The organism is Succinimonas amylolytica DSM 2873, assembly GCF_000378405.1.
In the GTDB taxonomy this organism is placed as follows: domain Bacteria; phylum Pseudomonadota; class Gammaproteobacteria; order Enterobacterales; family Succinivibrionaceae; genus Succinimonas; species Succinimonas amylolytica.
The window spans coordinates 54,131-74,905 of record NZ_KB899638.1 but is presented as its reverse complement, the minus strand read 5'-3'; the positions used below and the strand labels follow the sequence as shown (position 1 = coordinate 74,905).

Genomic DNA, 20,775 nt, shown 5'->3' with positions numbered 1-20,775 from the left:
AGATGATATTAATGCGATGATAGCTATAAAAGTAGAATGATACGTTTACACAAAATTATTGTTCTACTCTCGATGTCTGTAAATACCTTACCTACTTGGGATAAGCCTTTAATAATTCCATCATGTTTCATAGCCTCATTACGCATACTTAAAGCTATTAACTCATTTCTAATATCAGTGTTAGGTAAAGGTGTATTAAAAGATTGTTCAAATATTCCTGGTATAGTTATTTCCTAGTTATCATAGAATTTTTTATAACGATTAGAAGGAGGGTTGTTTCCCTTATTATCCCCATTACCTAAACCAGCATTAGAAGGGTTAGTAACAATAGGAGTAATACCATTAGCTTGTAACCAATAATTAGCTCCCTTGCTATTGAATGCTGAAGTTATGACGCTCTTATCATCGTTAAAATCATTCTGTTTAGCTATATGCTGCATAAAAGCAGTTAAGTAATCCCGCTGATCTGGGGTTACTTCTTTGCCTGATTTAAGTAAAGATATGATTTCTCTAGATGTAGGATCACCATTCTCAGCTAAAGAAGCTATATCTCTAGTGTATTTATATAGCTTCTTAGCGTCATTTATATGCTGAGGTAATTTAGGGTTATCTTCATAATAATCACCTATAGGCCATTTACCTTCTCTGCCTTGTCCCCATCCAGGTGCTACTAGATTCTTAACAGCTTCTCTATATTGAGCATACTGATTAGCTCTAGGTTCAACATATTCAACCCAGTCCCATGCAGATTTAAGAGCGTCTTCAGTATTACCTAACGGAAATCTATATACCATAGGAATACCCTGTTGGTTCTGCACAACTTTTTCATTAAATGCAGCAGGATCAACTCTTACCCCATTTACAGGTTTGTGCATATCTATGGCTTGACCATACTTAGCCAACTGATCCATGTCTACACCAGCAGTATTGTTATAATCAGCTAATGCGTAGTTATTAATACCAGCAGTACTTCCAGCACCGAGACCATAGAGTAAAGCTGCAGTTGCAGCGGTACCATAAGTACGGTTCCACATTGTATCTGTACCGTTAGGTTTAGGTGCTTTACCCTTAAAACCTCTTATCATAGGTTGAAATGCCCAATAAAAAGGAGCAGCAGTACCTTTAATGGCAGATCCAATAGGATTTTTACCAGCTTCTATACCTACTGCCTTTAAAGTTTTAAGAGGCTGCTCTTTAAAGTGTTCAGGGAATTGTGCGTAATTTCTTCCCCAATTTGCAAACTTTTGTCCTGCAGCTTTTCTTGCACTCAACTCAGATTCTGATGGTTCTTTTGTATGTTTTCCTACGGGTTCTACTGTTTTTACTATTAAAGCAACTCCCACCCAAAAAATTACAGCCATAAATCCCAGAATAAATTCTTCTATAAACTTACTCATATAAGCCTCCTATATATTTATAGAAAGCTTACCATTAATGCTGGGATGCAGCTCTTGCCTTTTTAATCCATCCTTGTTTTATGTGATTTTTGGATAAAATCTATCGAAGGCGGAAAGTTTTCACTCCTGTTGCAACGGCCTTGGAAATTTTGAGACATCTCATTCCGTATAATACTGACAGCCGTTTCTTCACATTTCTGCCCCCGTTGCCTTCATCCCAGAAATCAAAAAGGCCCGGAAGATAATATCCTCCGGGCCCTCTTCTTTAGGGAAGGTCAGAAGTTACGATCCCCTGCTCCCGTCGGTGATAATTCCTCCGAACAGAGCGGCGTCATCAGGCTTGCCATTGGCGATGCGTTCCTGATTGTAGGCCACGGACTGGCTGTTCATCTTCAGGATATCGCTGGCATTCTTGAGATCGCCCTCTCTGGCCACACTGGCGATATTTTCGCGGGAGTTCATGTATTCCCGGAACTCTCTGACGATTTTGTCCAGTTCTGGCTCGTCCTTATGCATTTCCATGATATAGCGCTTGTTGTTGAAGCGGTTCACACCGAAGCCCAGGAAGGTGGTGCTGACAATTTTGGAAATGATGATCCAGGGGGAGATGCTGGATCTGACAAGCTCGTTTTCGGAACGGGTGGAGTCATAGACGCTCATGCCGGTGGAAATCTTGGAGCTGGTAAAGGTGCCGGTAACCCGGAAATACAGCAGGAGGGACTCGAACTTCATTTCGGCCCAGATTATAAAGGTGCCGCGATCCAGAATTCCGGAGTAGATCCACAGGCAGAGGATCCCCATGATATAGGGAAGGAAATACTGGATCTGTCCGGAGATGTCGCTGCCAATAGCCCTTACATCCGGGGCGCCGCGGTAGGCAAAGTACACGATAATGCCGGCGATCACCAGCTTCAGGAGATGCCCCATGACTGATGAAAAGAATCTTACAACATTAAAGGTTATGGAGTTGTTCGGTCTGATATAGGCCGGCTGGGTTTCCTGAATGGTAACGCCCTCGAATCTGCCCTTGGCGTTGTTGCTGTCCACGGAAAGATTCGGGTTGAGCTCCAGATATACCCGGTTCGGCACCTCCATATATCTTCTGTTGGCCATGATTTTGTTTTCAATGGCGATGAACAGCTCGTCAGGATGTATGGACTGCTGCCAGTTGTCCCGGAGCTCGGAGACCTCGGTTACCACCTCGTACCGGTGGGAACGCTGCCATAGCAGCCACAGGAGCGGCAGGCACAGTGCTATGTTGCCCAGGGAGATGGCCAGGAACCAGGGAGTAATGGAGAAGCTGTTTATGAAGCTGGAAATATGCTGGTACGCCGTGGTTTCATAAAAGTTTACGTAGGAGAACAGCGTCACCGTCAGTACCGGAAAAAGCACCGCGATGGAGATGCTGGCAATGAGCTTCTTCGGTGTCAGGTAGCTGGAGGTGTCAGGACTGTTGTAGAAGGTGCTGTAGTCATAGCGGCACATGGAGGTCCAGATGCCGGTCATGGCCAGGAAAAGATACCAGGTGTAGACAGTCAGCACAAAATCCAGGTCTCCGCTGATAAGCCCGGTCTTGCAGAGGAAGAGCGCCAGAATGTAGCACAGGATATTTATGAGGGTGCGGATAATGGCCGAGGAGATCTTCAGTGCCAGATTGCGGAACGGCAGCGGGAGAAAGAAAAGCGGCTTCAGGGTGGTGAAGAACATGTTTTCCAGCCAGTTCGACGGTTCCATGAAGGTGTGGTTGGTTCTGCTGTTCAGCATTTCCCAGAGAATCGGGGCAGAATAGTCGCAGGGGGAATGATCCGCCACGATGTTGCTGTTGGCGGCCAGAGACGAGGGATCGGTTCTGCCCAGGGGCATCTTGAAGGTCATGTAGAAGCCGCGCCAGATTTCCCTGACAGAATAGGCCAGAACCATGAATCCCACCAGAAGACAGATCCAGCCGGAGATCATATCGGTTTTAGTGACCCAGGTAATGCTCACCAGCACGTAAATGGACAGTACGAGAGAGATGAGACCGGTCAGAATCTTGATGTAGCCCAGCTTTTTCAGCGGGTTATCAATTTTGGGGAGATTGGAACCCCAGTCGTTGGTATTTCCCATAGTTTTTTCCTGAAAAATCAAAAACAGGGCATTATATACCAGACAGACCGTGGTGTGAGGAATGATATGGTTTTCAGTGTCGGAAGTTTCAGGCGGGGGCCCTTATCCGGGGATCTTTCCGGAAAATTCCGGGCCTCTGGTTTAGAGCCGGATCCGGCGGGACGGTTCCGGCAGTGCGTTCCGGCTATTTTCCCAGAGCCTTCTGGACGCGGCGCAGCTCCTGGCACCCTTCGGGATCCCGCTTCTGGCAGAGATCCTGATAGATTTCCAGGGCCTTTTTTCTGTCAAGAGCGGTATGGCCGTCATGGAATTCATAGTAACGGGCGAGGCGGAGGCAGGAGGCACTGTCGCCGTCGCGGCAGGTGTTTTCCAGATCCCGAATCTGTTCTGAGTCCCGCTGTTCTAAGCGGAGACCGCCCGCGTTCCAGTCCTTGCAGAATTTCATATTCTGGGGATTCTGGCAGATTTTATCGTGAATCTGCCGCCTTTCAGAAGCCTTGTCCGGGGGCAGACTCATAGCATACGCACGGCAGACCTCAGGGTACCAGAATTGTGTGCAGGTGTCCTTCAGAAGACCATGAAGATGCCGGGGAACCTGTTCTCCTGCCCCGTAGGACGCCAGTGCCAGATAAAGACAGCTTTGGGATCTGTTCTCCGGTGCGGGACAGGCCCGGGAAGCATAGTCGCGGGCAGAAGCATAATCCCCCCTTTCGTAGAGTTTTATGGCTGCTTTGCTGCATCCCTGAGCGACATTGAGGTCACAGGCTCTTTTCAGGGCATAAAGCATCCTTTCGGCAGAAGTGTCAGTCTGGGGAATACTGGTTCCCTGAAAATAGCAGGCGGCACCGTTTCCGAGATCACAGGCCCTGCCCATGTAAAGGTCTGCCTTGCTGTAGGAGGCATTTGAGATATTTCCGTAATAATGCCAGAGTCCCAGGGTCAGGCAGCTCCGGAGACTTCCCTCACTGCAGAGTCTGTCGTGCTCTTCGGGCGGGGTATTGTCTGTCCTGAGGATCTCCGGGGAAACCTCAAGTTCTCCGCTGTCTTTAAGTGTAAACTGAAAATCCCCGTTTTTTTCCTCTGGGGCGGCGTGAGTATTTCCTCCGGAATCCTTGCTGTGTGCCATCCCTGATGATGTGGCGGTGATATCCGGCGGCTCCCGGATTACAGGTCCGTCCCAGTTATAAAAATCCTTATACGTTATTGCAGCAAGGATCCCCGAAACTGCTGCCAGCGCGATAATGCCGGCGGCGGCCAGCTTATGGATTAAAACTCTGGCGTTTCCGGATGACGGATACTGGCCGGTACGGCTGTCATTTGCATTCATGATGATACTGACGTCCTTCTATGGTTGCGGGCTGCTGTTTCCGGAGGCTGTCCCGAGCCGCTTCTTTTCCTTTTCAAAGGGATCGCAGAACTGTTTCTGGCTGGAGGTGCTGCAGGCTTTTTCAAGATACTTCAGCCGTACTGCGGCATTTAACGACCTTAGGCCGTAAAGAAAGCACGAACCTGGGATATCGTACTTATCGCAGCCCTGTCTGAAATAGCTCTGCCGTACTTTTTCGGGAGGATCGGGATTCCCGGTGTTTTCTGCGGCAATGGCATAAACGGCACAGCCCTGCTCATTACCGGATTCGCAGGATTTCCGGGAAAGCTCCCAGGCCTTCTGGTGATTGTTACTGCTCCACTGAAAAACCGCCGCTTTAAGACAGCTTTCAGTGAGGTCCATTTCGCAGGCCCGGGTATGGTATTCACCGGCCCTCCGGGGATCCCGGGCGGTACCGGTCCCCTTTTCTGTAAGCTCTGCCATCATCTGGCAGGCCGGCGGGAAACCGGTGATGCAGCCGTTACGAACCTTGTCAGTTCCATGCCGCAGGGTATCTTTGACGGATCTTCCGGTGTTCCCGGCTTCCTGATTCTGGCGGGCTTCCCGAATCATGACTATCCCCTGAAGATAGCAGCCCTCGGCGCTTCCGAGATCGCAGGCCTTTACGGCTGTTTTCCGGGCAAGCTCCGTATTTCCGTTTCTCCCGTAGATGCGGGCCTTTTTCACGCAGTCATGCTGATTCCGGCAGATGTCTTCGCTGTCATCCTCTGCCGGGATGTCCATAGGGGGCGGCTTCGGGCTGTCGCAGCGGACCGTGAGAAGAAGAGGCGATAAGGCCAGGGCAGCGATGATCAGATTTTCTCCGGAAAACACTTCCCTGAAAAGTGCTCCGGCCCGGGACGGGAGCGCCATGATAAAATCCCGCCCCGCAAGCTTTCCGGAGGTGCCGCGGGGATTCCGGGGCTTTTCAGGCTCCTCTTTTAGACTGTTCTCAGGGCCATAAGTCTCCGGCGGGGGAGCAATCGGGGAGTTCTGGCCTTTTTCTGTGCTTTTTTTCATGGGCGGGATTCTGTTAAAGTGCGGTGCTATCCTGGTACTTAAGGCTTTCGGAAGCTCCGGGCCGGCAGCTTCAGAAAACTGTCTTCAGTCATTACAACTCTATATTGACAGTCGCGTTCCTGTCAACCGGATGAACCTGTCATTACGTCATATGCCGCATATCCGCCTGTCCTTTTTGGGAAAAGTGCGGATCCGGAAGGAACCGCTGCCCCCCGGCGCCGTTTTCCCCGGCTCCCTTAAAGTCCCGCCCTGGACTGTTTTTCCGGCTCTGATTCAGGAACGCACTTATGAATGTCCCTTCCGAAATTTCTGAAACTCAGGCTGTCAGGCTGGAACTTGCGAAAAATTTCCTGTTGTGTCCCTGGGAATTCATATTGTCAGGCGCATTTAGATCTGTATAATGCCTCTAAGTACTTATTACCTATAAGATAAATAGGTTTTAACAATACCCTAGGACTCCCTCCATTGCGGCTATAATGCGGATCTGAACAGATCCGGCCGGACGGCGTCCGGATAATATGATTTTTCAATGTTCTGAATGAGTTAAGGAGGTACGGATGACAGATATAAAGGGAGATACTTCTCCTCAGGAAAAAAATACGGTGGGCAGCAGCTGGAAGTATGCTCTGGCATTTACGGTTGCGGTGCTGGCCGGGGTTTTTAACGGCTGGATCTCCACCAGGCCGGGGCTGGAGGCGGCGCGATTCCTGTCGGAAGTATTCATCAGGCTTTTTAAATTTGTCAGCGTTCCGGTTATCGGTGTTACCATCTGCCTTACCATTGCAGAGCTGGGGAGCTCGAAATCAGGAAAATCTCTCTGGCAGCGCACGCTTTTTTACACCCTGACCACCACCCTGGCGGCAGCAACGGTGGCAGCGGTGCTTTATCATATTCTGTCTCCGGAAAACATCTCTCTCGCCGCAGGAACTGCGGATCCCGGCATTGCCGACAAAAAGAGCTATCTTGAATATTTCACTGCAGTGGTGCCTGATAATCCCCTGGCGCCCCTGGTTGACGGCAAGGTGCTGAGCATTCTGCTAATTGCCATTGCTGTGGGCAGTGCCATTCGCTGTGTTCCGAGTCCGGCCCAGAAGGAGACTCTGAAGAATTTTCTGGGCGGCGTGCAGTCGGTGATCTTTACTATCATCAAGTGGATCATTGCGGTTCTTCCCCTGGGGATCTTCGGCTTTGTTTCCCTCTGTGTCTATGAGTTCAGCACGGGGATCAGCACTGAAGGCATCGGCACCTACTTCTCGGTAGTGATTGGTTCCAATCTTATTCAGGGGCTGGTGATTCTGCCGCTGTTTCTCCTCGCTCACAGAATTAATCCTGTCAGGCATTTTGCCGGGATGTTTCAGGCTCTGGTGGTGGCATTTTTCTCAAAATCTTCGGCCGGCACCCTGCCCGTAACCATTTCCTGCGCAGAAAACAAACTGCACCTGAATCCGCGGGTTACCAGATTCACCCTGCCGATCTGCACTACTATCAACATGAACGGCTGTGCCGCCTTTATTCTGACCACGGTGGTTTATCTCATGCAGAATAACGGGACAGTCATTACTCCTGGCATACTGGCGGTCTGGGTGGTGATTGCCACGGTGGCCGCTATCGGTAATGCCGGAGTTCCCATGGGCTGCTATCTGCTTTCGGCCAGCCTGCTGGCTTCTATGGACGTGCCGATCGTCATCCTCGGTATTATCCTGCCGGTATATGCGGTGCTGGATATGCTGGAAACCGCTCTTAATGTGTTTTCGGATTCGTGTGTGGCTGCCATGGTTGACCGGACATCCGGAAAGGATGCCGGTGCGGCCGGAACTCCTATCCCGGAAAAGGCTGCCTGAGAGCCCGGGCGGAGCGGAAAACAGAGATCCTTTTTTTATTTTAGAGAAGTATCGGAGGCGGTTTTAAAATCCCGGGGGCGGCAGGAACGGCATAAATTTCAGGGCCTTCCGGGAACCTGGCGACGGAGCTGACTCCGCCGTGTTTTTGCAGCCTGGAGCATGTCTCCGGCGCCGCCCCCTTTAAATCATCCCATAATTCCCTTCAGTCGCTTTTCACCCAGGGCTTTCCCCGGCATTCTTAAATCGTCCGTACTGAGCCTCCCGGTGTTTCTTTCAGCTCTTCTTTCTGTGATTCTCCCCCATTATCTCCCCTCCATTCCTCCCATTTTAAAAATTCCCTTATCCCCTTCCGCCGTTCTCTCTCAGTGCTGCCGTATTTACGTGAACAGGCCCTGGAGCTTCTTTCGTACTGAAGTATTTTACGGGGCTGCCTGTAATTTCCGGAAACAGGTGTGATTTGTGTTGCAAAAATTTCCATCGCGGATATAATGAAAAAACTATTTAACCTACAGAGTTAATAGGCTTTAATGGAAGGCGCGTGATGCCTCTTGCCACGGAATCGCTGCTGACCGCTGTAACAGAATTATATTTATTAAGGACGTCATTATGTGCTGTTTTCTGGTTCCCGGAGCCGAGGCTGCTGCTTTAAGTATTGCCTCTCTGGCCCTGCATCACTGTCAGGGAGAACGGGCAGTATTTTTCAGGGATCACATTAATCGCCTCTCCCGGCTTCTCTGGGGCGGCTCCCTGCTCCTGGCACTTGAGCATATCTGGCACGGGGAAATCATGTTTGCGCCCCCGTTTATCACGGCCATGCAGTCTCCGGAGGACACGGAGGTAATGATTGCCGAAATGTCCACCTCCGGCGTAGCCATGGCGGTACTGGTGACTCTGGCCTATCTGGTATTTGCCCTGGTGCGCTCCCATGTTGCCGGCCGGACCGGCAGTGCCGCAGGCGCTCAGGAATAGTTTGCTTCTGGAACTTTGGACGGGAAACTCTCATGATTCTTGTAATGATTATGCTGATATCGGGGCTTCTGGCCACCGTTGGCTATGTATTGGACAAATCCGGCAAATATTCCTTTTCCGCTCTCTGCTATATGTTTTACGGAAGCTGCCTCATGTGGGTGGTGGATCTTGTAGCAGGACTTCGCGAGGAAGGTACTGCCGCGCTGGCGCTGACCGGGGAGGAAGCTCTTGACGACATTCTGCTCTCCCTTTCGGTAATCCTCCTGGCACTGACTGTCTGGGCCGTTATTCTGACAGCAGGCGCCCTGCGGAGATCCCGCTGTCCGGCCGCTGCCTGATCCGGATCCGAAGACCTTTTCTGAAAACGGTCCGGCGTGTCTGAAGCGGCACATCGGGCCTCAATAGGCCTTCGGACTTCATTTCCGCGTTTTCTTTCAGTTATTTCCCTAACCCTGGTATCAAGGAATATTATTCATGACCTCTGACAACTCCCTTAACATTACCGGTATTGCCGGCAGGAACAGCGATACTGTCTCTGCGGCACTGGCCGGAAACAGCCATGAGCACTCTCATGAACACGGGCACGGCCATTTTCATGATCATGTGCATTCTCATTCGCATGACGGCCTGGGCCATTTTCATTCACACCGCAACATTATCGGTTTCGACGAGCATGGCGTTCCGACAGTAATTATCAGGGGGGAGCATGATACCGGTGATGCGGAGGAGGATCCCCAGGCCTTCATTAAGGATTACAGCAAGGCGGTTACCGAATACCGGAAGACATTTCCTTCCAAACAGGATGTTATTGACAGCACTCCGGATCCTGCAGTCCGGGAAATGCTTTTAAGGTCGGAGCAGATCGGCTTTGATACCGCCTTTGACCGCTTCGACAAGCAGAAGCCGCAATGCAATTTCGGCATGGCCGGTATCTGCTGCAAGATCTGCAATATGGGGCCCTGCCGCATTACTCCCAAGGCTTCCCGCGGTGTCTGCGGTGCGGACGCGGATCTTATTGTGGCCCGGAATCTTCTGAGGGCCGGAGCTGCCGGAGCTGCTCAGCACGGCATGCATGCCCGGGAGGTCATTCTCAATCTGAAATGGGCTGCCATGGGAAAGCTTGATGTTCCGGTTATCGGAGCCCAGAAGGTTAAAACCGTAGCCGCCGCCTTTGGCATTGCTACTGAAAACCGGCCGGTTAATGACATTGCCATTGATCTGGCGGATGCCCTTCTGGAGGATCTCTCCCGCGCGGAACCCGAGGCCTATAAAACCATTGCGGCGCTGGCTCCCCAGGAACGGCAGAAGGTATGGCAGGAACTGGATATCATACCCATAAGTGCCTACCACGAGGTGTTTGAGGCCTACCACAAGTCCGGCTGCGGCATTGACGGTGACTGGAGATCGATAATGCAGCAGTTCCTGCGCTGCGGACTGGCCTTTACCTTTACCGGCGTGGTGGCCACCAATATTGCCACCGACTGTCTCTTTGGCGTGGGGGACCGGGTAACGTCCATGGTGAATCTCGGCGCTCTGAAAAAAGGCTACGTGAACATTGCCGTGCACGGTCATTTGCCTCTTCTGGTCAGTGAAATCGTCAAGTCCGGACAGTCTGAAAGGATGCTCGCGCTGGCAAAGGAACAGGGAGCGCTGGGGATCCGGTTCTACGGAATCTGCTGCTCCGGTCTGGCGGCCATGTACCGCTATGCCGGGGTAATCCCCCTGTCCAATGCGGTTTCCGCGGAGCTGGTGCTGGGCACCGGAGCCCTGGATCTGTGGGTGGCAGATGTTCAGGACGTCTATCCGGCCATAATGGATGTGGCAAAGTGCTTCCGGACTGCAGTGGTCACCACCTCTGAAAGTGCCCGTCTCCCGGGAGCCGAACGCTTTGAATTCGATCATCGGCACAGCAATATCGGAGAAGCCCGGGAGCTTGCAGACCGGATTGTGCTTCGCGCTATTGAAAGCTTTGCCGGACGCCGGGGGATTCCGGTATACATTCCGCCCTATGAGGTGGAGGCGGAAATCGGCTTTTCCGTGGAGTATGTCTGCAGGCGCTTTGGCGGCTTCGGCCCCCTTCTGGAGGCTCTGAAGTCCGGGCAGATCCTGGGGATTGTCAATATGGTTGGCTGCAATAATCCGAAGGTCGTATATGAAAAGACCATTATTGATGTTGCCGATGTGCTGCTGAAGAACAACGTGCTTATCCTCTCCAACGGCTGTGCCTCATTCCCGCTGATGAAGCTCGGCTACTGTGCCAGAAACGCCTTTGACAGGGCCGGAGACAGACTCCGGGAATTTCTGAAGCCGGACCTCCCTCCGGTTTGGCATGTCGGAGAGTGCATCGACAACACCCGGTCCTCCGGAATTTTCGGGGGAATTGCCGGAGTTGCCGGAAAGGCGATACACGAAATGCCGTACGGCTTTGCCTCTCCGGAATGGAGTAATGAGAAGGGTATTGATGCCGCACTGGGGTTCCGGCTTATGGGGGTTAATTCCTACCACTGTGTGGAGGCCCAGATCTGGGGATCCAAAAACGTTATTGAATTCCTGAAGGAAGGCACCCGGGAAACCCTGAAATCCGTCATGTACGTCAATACGGATCCGTTCCTCACCGGCAAGAAGATCGTGGATGACATGATTGTGAAGAGAAGAAATCTCGGCTGGCCGGTACCGGATGAAATTCTGGATCCCCGGACGGAGCAGTCCTGAACCCTGGGACTATGAGCGGGAGGTCCGGTATCGGACTTCCCTTGAAAACACCGGACGGGAAACAGAAATAAACAGCAAAAACAGCAGAAACGACAGCATTAAAAGCAGAAACAGAGGAGAGCAGAACATGATTAAGAATATCTATCTCATAGCGGCCTTCGGATTAATGGGCTTTACCGCCATAGGATGCGGCGACGGCGCCGGAAACAGCTCTAAGGCGAATTCTCTCGCAGCCGTGCCACCGGAAGCTCCGGCGGAAACGGCAAGGAATCAGACCCGCATTGAGGAAAGAGTGATAAAGGTAGCCTATCTTCCCATAACCCATGCACTGGCAGGCTTTGAAGCTGCCGAGCAGGAGAAGCTTAAAAAGGAGACCGGGCTCAATATAGAGCTCGTCAGGTTCGGTTCCTGGACGGAGCTTATAGATGCCCTGAACACCGGCCGGGTGGATGCCGCCTTTGCGCTGGCAGAGCTGGTGATGAAGGCCCGGGAACAGGGCATCGATGTTTACCTGAGTACTCTGGCTCACCGGGACGGCAATGTGATTGTGGTCGGCAAGGATATCGCCAGCGCCAGTGATCTCCGGGGTAAGACCTTCGCCATTCCCCACCGCCAGTCCTCCCACTATATCCTTCTTAACGAGGCTCTGGCAAAGGAAGGCCTTACCGTTAACGACGTGAACATTGTGGAGATGGCACCGCCCGAAATGCCGTCTGCTCTGGCCGCGGGCCAGATTTCCGGGTACTGCGTGGCCGAGCCCTTCGGTGCCCGGGCGGTATCTCTGGATATCGGAAAGGTTCTCTACAACTCTCAGGAGCTCTGGCCCGACTCCGTCTGCTGCGGTCTTGCCATAAGCGGCCGGTTCCTGAAGGAGCATCCTGAGCTGGCGTCCCGGCTGGTGGCGGCTGTAAAGAAGGCCGGAATTTCCCTGGACAGCGATCATGATCATGAAAAGGAGCTGGCGTCCCGGTATTTCAAGGTGTCTCCGGATACGCTGGATCTTTCCCTGAAATGGATCTCCTTCCAGGATCTGGATATCAGCAGGGAACAGTACGAAAGCCTGCGGGAAAAGGTTATAAAGTACGGACTCTCGGAAAAACCGTCAGCCTATGAGGATATTGTCAGAAATGTCGAATAAAGTGCTGCGCTATTTTTACAAAAAGGGCCGGGCTATTGGATGGGTGGTGCTGTCCTTTCTGATTCTTCTGACGGTATGGGGGACGGCTGCACACTTCAGCAATGTGAATGCTGCCCTTTTCCCGTCTCCTCTGGGGGCTCTGAACGGCTTTCTGGAGATTGTGGCTGACGGTTCTCTTCTGGAACATATCGCAGCCAGCATGTACCGGTTTTTCAGCGGCTTTGTAATTGCGGTGGCCGTAGCCGTGGTTTCCGGAGTGGTATTCGGCTGGTATGTTCCGCTGTTTCGGCTGGCGAATCCGGTGGTGCAGCTTCTCCGTCCCATTTCCCCTATTGCCTGGATGCCATTTATTGTGCTCATGTTCGGCATCGGGGATATGCCGGCCATTATCACCATTTTTATTGCGGCATTTTTTCCGGTATTTCTGTCTGCGGTGTCCGGAGTCATGACTATCCCCGAGATCTATCTCAAGGTGGCCCGGAATTTCGGGGTCGGCCGGGTTGCGATCTTCTGGAAGATAATTTTTCCGGCGGCATTTCCGCAGATCATGAGCGGCATTCACCTGGCCCTGGGTTCTGCCTGGGTATTCCTGGTGTGCGGCGAGATGATCGGGGCGCAGTCCGGTCTGGGATACCTGATTATCGATGCCCGCAATAACCTGCGCAGCGATATTCTGGTGGCCGATATCGCAGTGATCGGTCTTATCGGGTTCCTTCTGGATGCCCTTCTGAAATTTGCCGAAGGCCGTATTTTAAAAAGATGGGGCCTGGAGAAGGAGTAGCAGCATGTATATTGAGATTGCCAATGTAAAAAAGCAGTTCACCCAGAAGGGCCGGCTCTTTACCGCTCTGGAGAGTGTAAATCTGTCCATTGACCGGGGGGAGTTTATCTGTCTTCTGGGTCCGTCCGGCTGCGGCAAGAGCACCCTTCTGAACGCCATTGCTGGGTTTGATCCCCCTTCTTCCGGCCGGGTTGTTATTGACGGGAAGGAAGTAAGAAAGCCCTCCTCCCGGAATGTTACGATTTTCCAGAACTACGGTCTTCTGCCCTGGCGGAACGTGCTCCGGAACGTGGAGCTGGCACTGGAATCCCGGAAAGACGTGTCCCGGGCGGAACGGGAGGCGATTGCCCGGAAAAATCTGGAACTGGTGGGGCTTTCGGACTTCGCGGATGCCAGTCCGCATCAGCTTTCCGGCGGCATGCAGCAGCGGGTGGCCATTGCCAGAGCCCTGGCGGCGGATCCCGAGATCATCTTCATGGACGAGCCCTTCGGGGCGCTGGATGCCATTACCAGAATGAAGCTGCAGGACGATATCCGGGAGATTCAGAAAAAGAACCGGAAGACCATTATCTTCGTGACTCATGATATTGAGGAGGCGGTTTACCTGGCGGACCGGGTGGTGGTAATGACCCCAAATCCCGGAAAGGTGAAAAGCGTCATCAGGGTTGAGCTCGGCCCTTCCCGGGATCGCACCGGTCAGGATTTCTTCCAGCTGCGGGAGAAGATCTTCCGGATCTTCAGCCTGAAGCAGGATTACCCTATCGAATACAGCATCTAGCTTTCCCGGAGGGTGCTTTCAGAGGCCGGAGTGTGATCCTCCGGCTTTTTTAGCAGTGATTTCGGATCTACAATATGACGCGTGACGCGGCACCGGGGATTCCCGGCCGCAGCAGTTTTCAGAAAAATCGGAGCTATCCATGACTCTTTATAATTCCGTTACCGATCTTATCGGCAATACCCCGCTTGTGAGACTGTCCCGGCTGGAAAAGGCCCGGAATCTCGGGGCGCATATCTATGCCAAGCTGGAGATGTTCAATCCTGCCGGTTCCGTTAAGGATCGGGCCGCCCTTTTCATGATCCGGGATGCTCTGGACCGGGGGCTTATCCGGGAAGGTAGCACCATTATTGAGCCCACTTCAGGGAATACCGGCATTGGTCTTGCCCTGGCAGCCCGGGTATACGGACTCCGTCTGATTCTGACCATGCCGGAGAGCATGAGTCTGGAAAGACGGGCTCTTCTGAAGGCCCGGGGGGCCGAGCTGGTGCTTACTCCGGCATCAGAAGGCATGAAGGGAGCCGTCAGCAAGGCCGAGGAGATCAGAAACAGTATCCCCGGCAGCATTATTGTGGGCCAGTTTGAGAATCCGGCCAATCCCCGGGCACATGAGCTCACCACCGCTGTAGAGCTCTGGGAGGATCTTAAGGGTGAGATCGCTGCGGTGGTGGCCGGTATCGGTACCGGGGGCACCATTTCGGGAATTGCCCGGGGGCTTAAGTCCAGGAATCCCGCCATTAAGGCCGTAGGTGTGGAGCCTCTGGAATCCCCGCTAATTACCGGAGGTCAGGCCGGCCCGCACAAGATTCAGGGAATTGGCGCCAACTTTATTCCGAAATGTCTGTACCGGGATCTCGTGGACGAGGTTCTGCCGGTTGCGGGAGACCTGGCAATCCGGGAGACCCAGGAGCTTAACCGCATTGAGGCCATTATGGCGGGTATTTCAGGCGGGGCCAGTCTTGCCGGAGCACTGGAGCTTGCCAGACGGCCGGAGTATGCCGGAAAAAATATTGTGGCCATTATTCCGGATACCGGCGAGCATTATCTCTCAACCGAGATATTCTCATAAGGATGGAATCAGAAAGGAGCCGGAAAGACCTGGTTAGCGGAGTTCCCCTGCCGGAATAATGGTCAGGTTTGCCGCGTTTTCTAATCTGAACAGAGGAAAGTGCTATATGACAGTCTGCGCAGCCTGCGGCTTTACCGAAAATACCGGAAGATTCTGTCTTCGCTGCGGAAGCCCCCTTGCGGCGAATGCTGCCGGAAAGAAGCCGGATCCCGATTTGAGCTCTTCCTCCGCAGTGATCTCGGTTTCGCTGTCGGGGAGCTCCTCCGGAATGATGTACAACAGCAATTCCAGTCATGAGGAAATTCTGGAATATGATGCTGAAAAAGGTCTCTGGGTGGTAAGGATTTCTGAAAAGAAAGCCTTCGCTACTGTAAAGACACAGGATATCTACCGGGCTCCCGCGGACATGGCCGGGGTACTCCGGGATCTTATTGCCGGATCCGGCCTTCAGGAGGACGCCCGGAAAATCCCCCGGGATGCGCGGATTTCTCCGCAGGTTTTTGACTATTCCTCAGGGTACAGTCTTACGGTATGGTACCGAGAATCTCCGGAAAGCCGGAAGCCGTACCGGTTTTCAGTCAATAATGAAAAGATAGCCATAGCCCGGAAAACCGCTGTTGTTGCAGAGGTCCGGGCGTTATTCGACAGGGCTGCTGTTCCGGAAGCCCTGCTGAGCCACGAGGAGATTCAGCTTAATATCAGCCAGCCGTTTTTTCAGATGGTGCAGAAGCCGGCTCAGGGTTCTTCCGGAGCTCCCGCCCCCTCTGCTGCAAAGGAACCTAAAAGGACGTTTTCTTCAGGAATCCTGGCTCCTGACGGTTCCTGGACCTGTTCCTGCGGACAGTCCGGCCTTACCGGCAAATTCTGCTATGAGTGCGGTAACAGGAGACCGGATCCGCCGCAGGAATAGCACCTGTCAGGAGGCGGACTCTGTACCGGCAATGATTCGGAGGACGGGCCGCACGGTAATCCTGCTGTTCCAGCATTGGGTTCCCAGGTGCAGCACCCCGCCCTTGCTGACGATTGCCACGCCGTACATATGCGGGGATCTCAGAAACCAGGGGCTGATCCCCAGGTGACTTTCCGGCTTTTTGGCTTTGGCATAGGGGGTGGGCGAGCATTTCCGCTCTTCTCCGTTTCTGAGATATATCTGGGCCTCGTCGGCGCTGAGAATGAATATCCGGTCGTTAGTATCACCGCCGAAATAGTTTTCAACGTGCGAGACTGTTATCCATTCCTGCTCAGCGGCGGTAAAGGCTTCCTTTATAAAGATCTGGTTCAGCCATTTGCGGAGACTTGAGCTGTTCCAGCTGCTTCTGGATCCCCGCTCATTAAACGGGATGCAGTCCAGCCCGTAACGGCTTATCAGGAGCATTTCATGGTCATTCCTGTCCAGAATCCGCCATTCCAGCGGGGTTTTGCCGTTCTTCGGATCCGCAGACTGCCAGTATTTTCCGAACAGGATATAGGGGCCCTGCTGCCGGAACGGGGGCACCGGGTACCGCACCCCGCTTACGGTGATGGCGGCGGGGCGGATAATTGCGGAAGCTGCTTCCCGGATCCGGCCCACCAGGCTTTTGAAGCCACGGATTCCGGCAAGCTGATCCAGGGAATCCTTTCGGAATGCGGCGAATCTCCGGAAGAATTCGGGATAGCAGGCGTTATCCGAAAGGAGCTTTTCCAGCCAGGCTTTTAAATCCTTCAGGTTTGCAAAACGGTATTCGTCAAAGAACACTGCGGAGGCGTCCCCGGTATCCGGAGAGCAGGTTAAGGCGGGCACAGCTTTCAGAATTCCTGAGGCTGCTTCAGAAAGCTCCGGATCCCGGATGAGTGCATTAAGAGCCAGAGCATGACTGTTCCCGAATCTTCTCAGGAACTCGGGAGTTTCTGCGGCAGGAAGCTTTCTTAGAAAGTCTCCGAGCGCCTTTCGGGAGACAAAGATCCGGTCGTCAAACCACACAAGCTGAGTGCGGGCTTTCCGGAGGCAGTTCCGGGGATCGCCCTCCTTCCAGACTTCGCGGGAGAGAGCTCCGAGAGCGAGATCGAACCTTTCCGTGAGCCAGGCGATACGGATAGCGCTTCCGGATTTCTGAAGGCTGGCGATATATTCCTGAAAAGCAGCAGCGTCCCGGATCTGAAGCTCCCCCTCTCCGAAGACCGCCCTTTCAGTGTCGCGGCAAATTTTTCTGAGGGCGGTGCGGGTATCCTCCTCCGGGATCCACTGTGCAAAGAACCGGAGATCGTCACGGCACGGATCCAGAGAGTCGGCGTAGGAGGCGAAATCCCGGCTTTCCAGCTCCTTCATTTCAGAAATGAATTCCCGGGGACCTTTATAGACCCGGCCGCCGATTCTGATAAGGCGCTTTTTCCCGAAAAGATAGCCCAGGATCCAGAGAAGCTGGCCGGGAGTTACCGCTTCTCCGTTAAGCAGGGTAGCGGCCCGGTCAAGAATGGCGAGGGCCGCGCGGCTTTTCAGGATGCTGGCGGCCCAGAACCGGAGCGCCCCGCCCCGGAAGATAGTGTAAAAAGCAGCGGCAAATTCCCTGTCTCCGGCCGCGGCGGCCTTAAGCACCGCCTCTCCCAGTCCGGTTAATCCGGTAAAAGCCTGTCCGTTTACAAATAATTCCCGGATCTCCGGACAGAGACTGTATAACAGTCTCACGGTGATACCGACCTGTCCGGCCGGTTCTCTGCATTCCGCAAGCTCCGTCTCGGCTTTCTGGCAGATCTTTTCCAGAGGACTTCCGGTCATGCTGAAATACATGGCCAGCCGCCCGTGTCCCAGCTCCCGCACTCCGGCAGCGGGATCCCGGAGAAGTGCCCGCACCAGATCCGGAACCGCACTGTAAAAGACTTCTCCCAGCCTGTAGGGCTTCTGAACGATTCCGGATGCGGGGATTTCTCCCGGAACGGGGAGCTTCTCGCCCTTAAGCCACTGTACTACCTCGTTATAGCCCCAGCGGCGGTTGGGATTATCGGGTTCGTTCCGGTGTGAAAGATCCTTGTAGGTAAGCCCCAGTACCAGCTTCCGGAGATCCTCCGGGAAATTTTCCGGAAACTCGATTTTGCTGACGGAGGCCAGCCGGGCATTTTCCTCGGGAGGCAGGGCTTTGTTCTGAAAAGGAGTGTAACCTGTAAAAAGCTCGAACACGGAGATCCCCAGGGCGTAATAGTCCGTTTCCCGATGCCAGATCCCCTGCATGGCCTCGGGGGCGGCGTAAAACGGCGTCATGCCGGTAGAGGTGACCACAAAGGTGGCGCTGCCGGCCTCGGAGCTGATGCCGAAGTCAATCAGAACCACATGCTCTCCGGTATCGTCGGGAATCATGTTGGCGGGCTTGATGTCCTTGTGGAGGATTCCGGCCTCATGGATGGCCCGGAGTCCCTCGTTCACTGCGGGGATAATAAATTCCCGGAGATCCTCGGCGGTAAAGCGTTCTCCTGCTGCCAGCACCTCGCCGAAGGACGGATACTGATACCGGGGCATGATTACGTACTGGTGCTTTTCCAGCATGCCGTAAAAAAGAACCGGGGCGACGCAGGGATTATGCACCTTACGGAGTTTTTCCACGATTTCGGGCTTTATGGCGTTTTCCCGGCGGTAGAGTTTCAGGATAAACCCTGCCTCGGAGACGGGGCTGCCGCCATTATTGCTGTTCCGGGCACTGTTTCCGCTACTTATTGGGGCACTGCTCCGGGTGCAGAGATAGATATCCGCCTCTCCGGACTGGATGCTGAGACGGCGCTCCACATAAAAGCCGCCCAGGGTGAGTCCGGTAGCATCGGGAATCTCCATGGCGCTGCTGTTAATCATGGTCTTTTTAAACTTTTTAAGCATGGTGCTTATTCTGGTTTCGTTCATGCAGGAGCTCCGAATAATATTGCAACTGTCGATCCCCTGCCGGTTCCTTGTTTGTATTCCGGATCCATGAAAGTTCCCGGAGGATTCGGGCTTTGCTGCGTCCGGCGGGGATGTTTATTCAGATATGAATTTTAGGAAGTATACGTTCATAATCTGGTATCCTCAATAAAATTATGATTGGGATACAAAATATTGTGACAAGATACTTTTAAGCAGAATTATGAATTCAGGATTTTAATATGGCGCTTTGTATACCCGAATTTCCCTAAAAACGTTAAACATGAAACCGTTTTTTAGGAATAGTCTATAAATAACTTGTGCAAAACTAGAGTAGACATGATGTATAATAAGAACATATTTGCTGCAGGAAAACAGATATGTTTGATACCACCACAGATACTCTTGAAGAGAAGTTTAAACTCATCCTTCCCCACTTGAATGAAAGCCTAAAACGGAAATATCTCGCATCCGAAGCTCTTGCACTGGGACAAGGAGGTATCAAAACGGTCAGTTTGATTTCGGGGACTCACAGAAATACCATTAGTACGGGGATTAAGGAGCTCAGATCAGGAAACACTCCCAGCAGTTCCGACCAAACTGAAACCTCCAATAATGTCAGAATTAGAGCCAAAGGAGGCGGAAGGAAAAGCCTTATTGAGAAGCAACCTGGACTTCTTGAGGCTCTGAACCGTTTGGTAGATCCAGACTCCTACGGAGATCCGATGCGCCCGTTGCGCTGGACAATCAAAAGCTTAAGGACGCTTGCCGCCGAGTTGCAGAAGGGAGGTTTTATCATCCATAAAGACAAGGTTGGCGATTGTTTGAAACAGCTTGGCTTCAGCCTTCAGCAGAACCAAAAAATGAAACAGATCGGACCGGAAGCTGAGTACCGCGATGAGCAATTCAGGCACATTAACGATACTGTAGCCGCATATATCAGCCAGAACATTCCTGTAATATCAATAGATTGCAAGAAGAAGGAAAATATTGGTAATTTTAAGAATAGCGGCGCTGATTATCGGCCGGCAGGAAATCCAGTAGAAGTTTTAGATCATGTTTTTCCCTTAAAGGAAGGAAAGGCCTCTCCGTATGGTGTGTATGACATCAGCAGAAACGAGGGATATGTCACTGTAGGAATCAGTTCAGATACGGCTGTTTTTGCAGCAAATTCCATTCGTAATTGGTGGAACTACATGGGGAAGGAACGTTATCCCAAAGCTTCAAAGCTGTATATTACAGCTGATGGAGGAGGGAGTAACGGATATCGTTGCAGGCTTTGGAAATATGAACTTCAGAAGCTCGCAAATGATCTTGGCTTTCCAATTGAAGTCTCGCATTTTCCTCCGGGGACTTCAAAATGGAATAAGATAGAACACAGACTATTCAGCCAGATAACGAGAAACTGGCGGGGTAGGCCGCTGGATAGTATAGAGGTTATGGTTAGCTTAATTGCCGCAACAACGACAGAAGCTGGATTGAATGTTCAGTGCGGAGTTGATGAAACGGAATATAAAACAGGAATCAAAGTCTCGGATGATGATTATGCAGATATCAATCTGGTCAGGAGTGAGTTTTGCGGCCACCTTAATTACACCATATTTCAGCGGTGATGTGCACTAGTTATTTGTAGATTGTTCCCTAGTTTCTTGATTTAGTACACATAAAAAGATTTTTTTTTTCGTTTTTGAGGCTTTTCTAGTATATTTGTATAAGGGGGCTTTGTCTCGGTATGAAGACGC

The 20,775-nt window shown here is 52.3% G+C and carries 15 protein-coding genes; 10 read left to right on the top strand and 5 right to left on the bottom strand.

The annotated features are described in order from the left end of the window. Window positions 1-233: 233 nt before the first annotated feature. The 4 genes from F557_RS0113150 to F557_RS0113130 all read right to left on the bottom strand — a co-directional run bounded on the left by F557_RS0113150 (window position 234) and on the right by F557_RS0113130 (window position 5,889). Window positions 234-1,397 carry an RlpA-like double-psi beta-barrel domain-containing protein gene (locus F557_RS0113150; RefSeq protein WP_019002687.1) on the bottom strand — a complete coding sequence of 388 codons (1,164 nt, stop codon included), beginning with the start codon at window positions 1,395-1,397 and terminating at the stop codon, window positions 234-236. A gap of 282 nt (window positions 1,398-1,679) precedes the next feature. After that, window positions 1,680-3,503, bottom strand: coding sequence for a hypothetical protein (locus F557_RS0113145; RefSeq protein ID WP_019002686.1), 1,824 nt, complete (start codon window positions 3,501-3,503; stop codon window positions 1,680-1,682). Between the two features lie 184 nt (window positions 3,504-3,687). Next, the gene (locus tag F557_RS0113135; RefSeq protein WP_019002685.1) at window positions 3,688-4,830 is read right to left on the bottom strand and encodes an SEL1-like repeat protein; all 1,143 of its coding nucleotides are present in this window, start codon (window positions 4,828-4,830) and stop codon (window positions 3,688-3,690) included. Between the two features lie 18 nt (window positions 4,831-4,848). After that, window positions 4,849-5,889: a tetratricopeptide repeat protein gene (locus F557_RS0113130; RefSeq protein WP_019002684.1), complete on the bottom strand. Its 1,041-nt coding sequence runs from the start codon at window positions 5,887-5,889 to the stop codon at window positions 4,849-4,851. 557 nt (window positions 5,890-6,446) lie between these two features. Between F557_RS0113130 and F557_RS0113120 the strand changes: the two genes are divergently transcribed. The 9 genes from F557_RS0113120 (at window position 6,447) to F557_RS0113075 (ending at window position 16,084) form a co-directional block, all read left to right on the top strand. Then, a complete protein-coding gene (locus tag F557_RS0113120) occupies window positions 6,447-7,730 on the top strand; it encodes a dicarboxylate/amino acid:cation symporter (protein ID WP_019002682.1) in 1,284 nt (427 codons plus the stop codon). A gap of 606 nt (window positions 7,731-8,336) precedes the next feature. Continuing rightward, the gene (locus F557_RS0113110; RefSeq protein ID WP_019002680.1) at window positions 8,337-8,699 is read left to right on the top strand and encodes a hypothetical protein; all 363 of its coding nucleotides are present in this window, start codon (window positions 8,337-8,339) and stop codon (window positions 8,697-8,699) included. Between the two features lie 32 nt (window positions 8,700-8,731). Then, a complete protein-coding gene (locus F557_RS19965; RefSeq protein ID WP_019002679.1) occupies window positions 8,732-9,037 on the top strand; it encodes a hypothetical protein in 306 nt (101 codons plus the stop codon). A 136-nt stretch (window positions 9,038-9,173) separates the two neighbouring features. Continuing rightward, window positions 9,174-11,411, top strand: coding sequence for an anaerobic carbon-monoxide dehydrogenase catalytic subunit (locus F557_RS0113100; protein WP_019002678.1), 2,238 nt, complete (start codon window positions 9,174-9,176; stop codon window positions 11,409-11,411). Continuing rightward, a complete protein-coding gene (locus F557_RS0113095; protein ID WP_019002677.1) occupies window positions 11,377-12,549 on the top strand; it encodes an ABC transporter substrate-binding protein in 1,173 nt (390 codons plus the stop codon). The genes F557_RS0113100 and F557_RS0113095 overlap by 35 nt, the downstream gene beginning before the upstream one ends. Further along, complete coding sequence (locus tag F557_RS0113090) at window positions 12,539-13,330, top strand: ABC transporter permease (protein ID WP_019002676.1); 792 nt, start codon at window positions 12,539-12,541, stop codon at window positions 13,328-13,330. The genes F557_RS0113095 and F557_RS0113090 overlap by 11 nt, the downstream gene beginning before the upstream one ends. Window positions 13,331-13,334: 4 nt before the next feature. Then, entirely contained in the window at window positions 13,335-14,108 is a 774-nt protein-coding gene (locus tag F557_RS0113085; RefSeq protein WP_019002675.1) for an ABC transporter ATP-binding protein, read from the top strand. Between the two features lie 139 nt (window positions 14,109-14,247). After that, window positions 14,248-15,174 carry a cysteine synthase A gene (gene cysK, locus F557_RS0113080; protein WP_019002674.1) on the top strand — a complete coding sequence of 309 codons (927 nt, stop codon included), beginning with the start codon at window positions 14,248-14,250 and terminating at the stop codon, window positions 15,172-15,174. Between the two features lie 106 nt (window positions 15,175-15,280). Beyond that, entirely contained in the window at window positions 15,281-16,084 is an 804-nt protein-coding gene (locus F557_RS0113075; protein ID WP_157617890.1) for a hypothetical protein, read from the top strand. 6 nt (window positions 16,085-16,090) lie between these two features. Here the strand turns inward: F557_RS0113075 and F557_RS0113070 are convergent, their stop codons facing one another. After that, the gene (locus tag F557_RS0113070; RefSeq protein ID WP_019002672.1) at window positions 16,091-19,036 is read right to left on the bottom strand and encodes a protein kinase domain-containing protein; all 2,946 of its coding nucleotides are present in this window, start codon (window positions 19,034-19,036) and stop codon (window positions 16,091-16,093) included. Window positions 19,037-19,413: 377 nt separating this feature from the next. Between F557_RS0113070 and F557_RS0113065 the strand changes: the two genes are divergently transcribed. Beyond that, window positions 19,414-20,646 (top strand): ISAzo13 family transposase, encoded by a 1,233-nt coding sequence (locus F557_RS0113065; protein ID WP_019002671.1) that lies wholly within the window; start codon window positions 19,414-19,416, stop codon window positions 20,644-20,646. The last annotated feature ends 129 nt before the right edge of the window (window positions 20,647-20,775 follow it).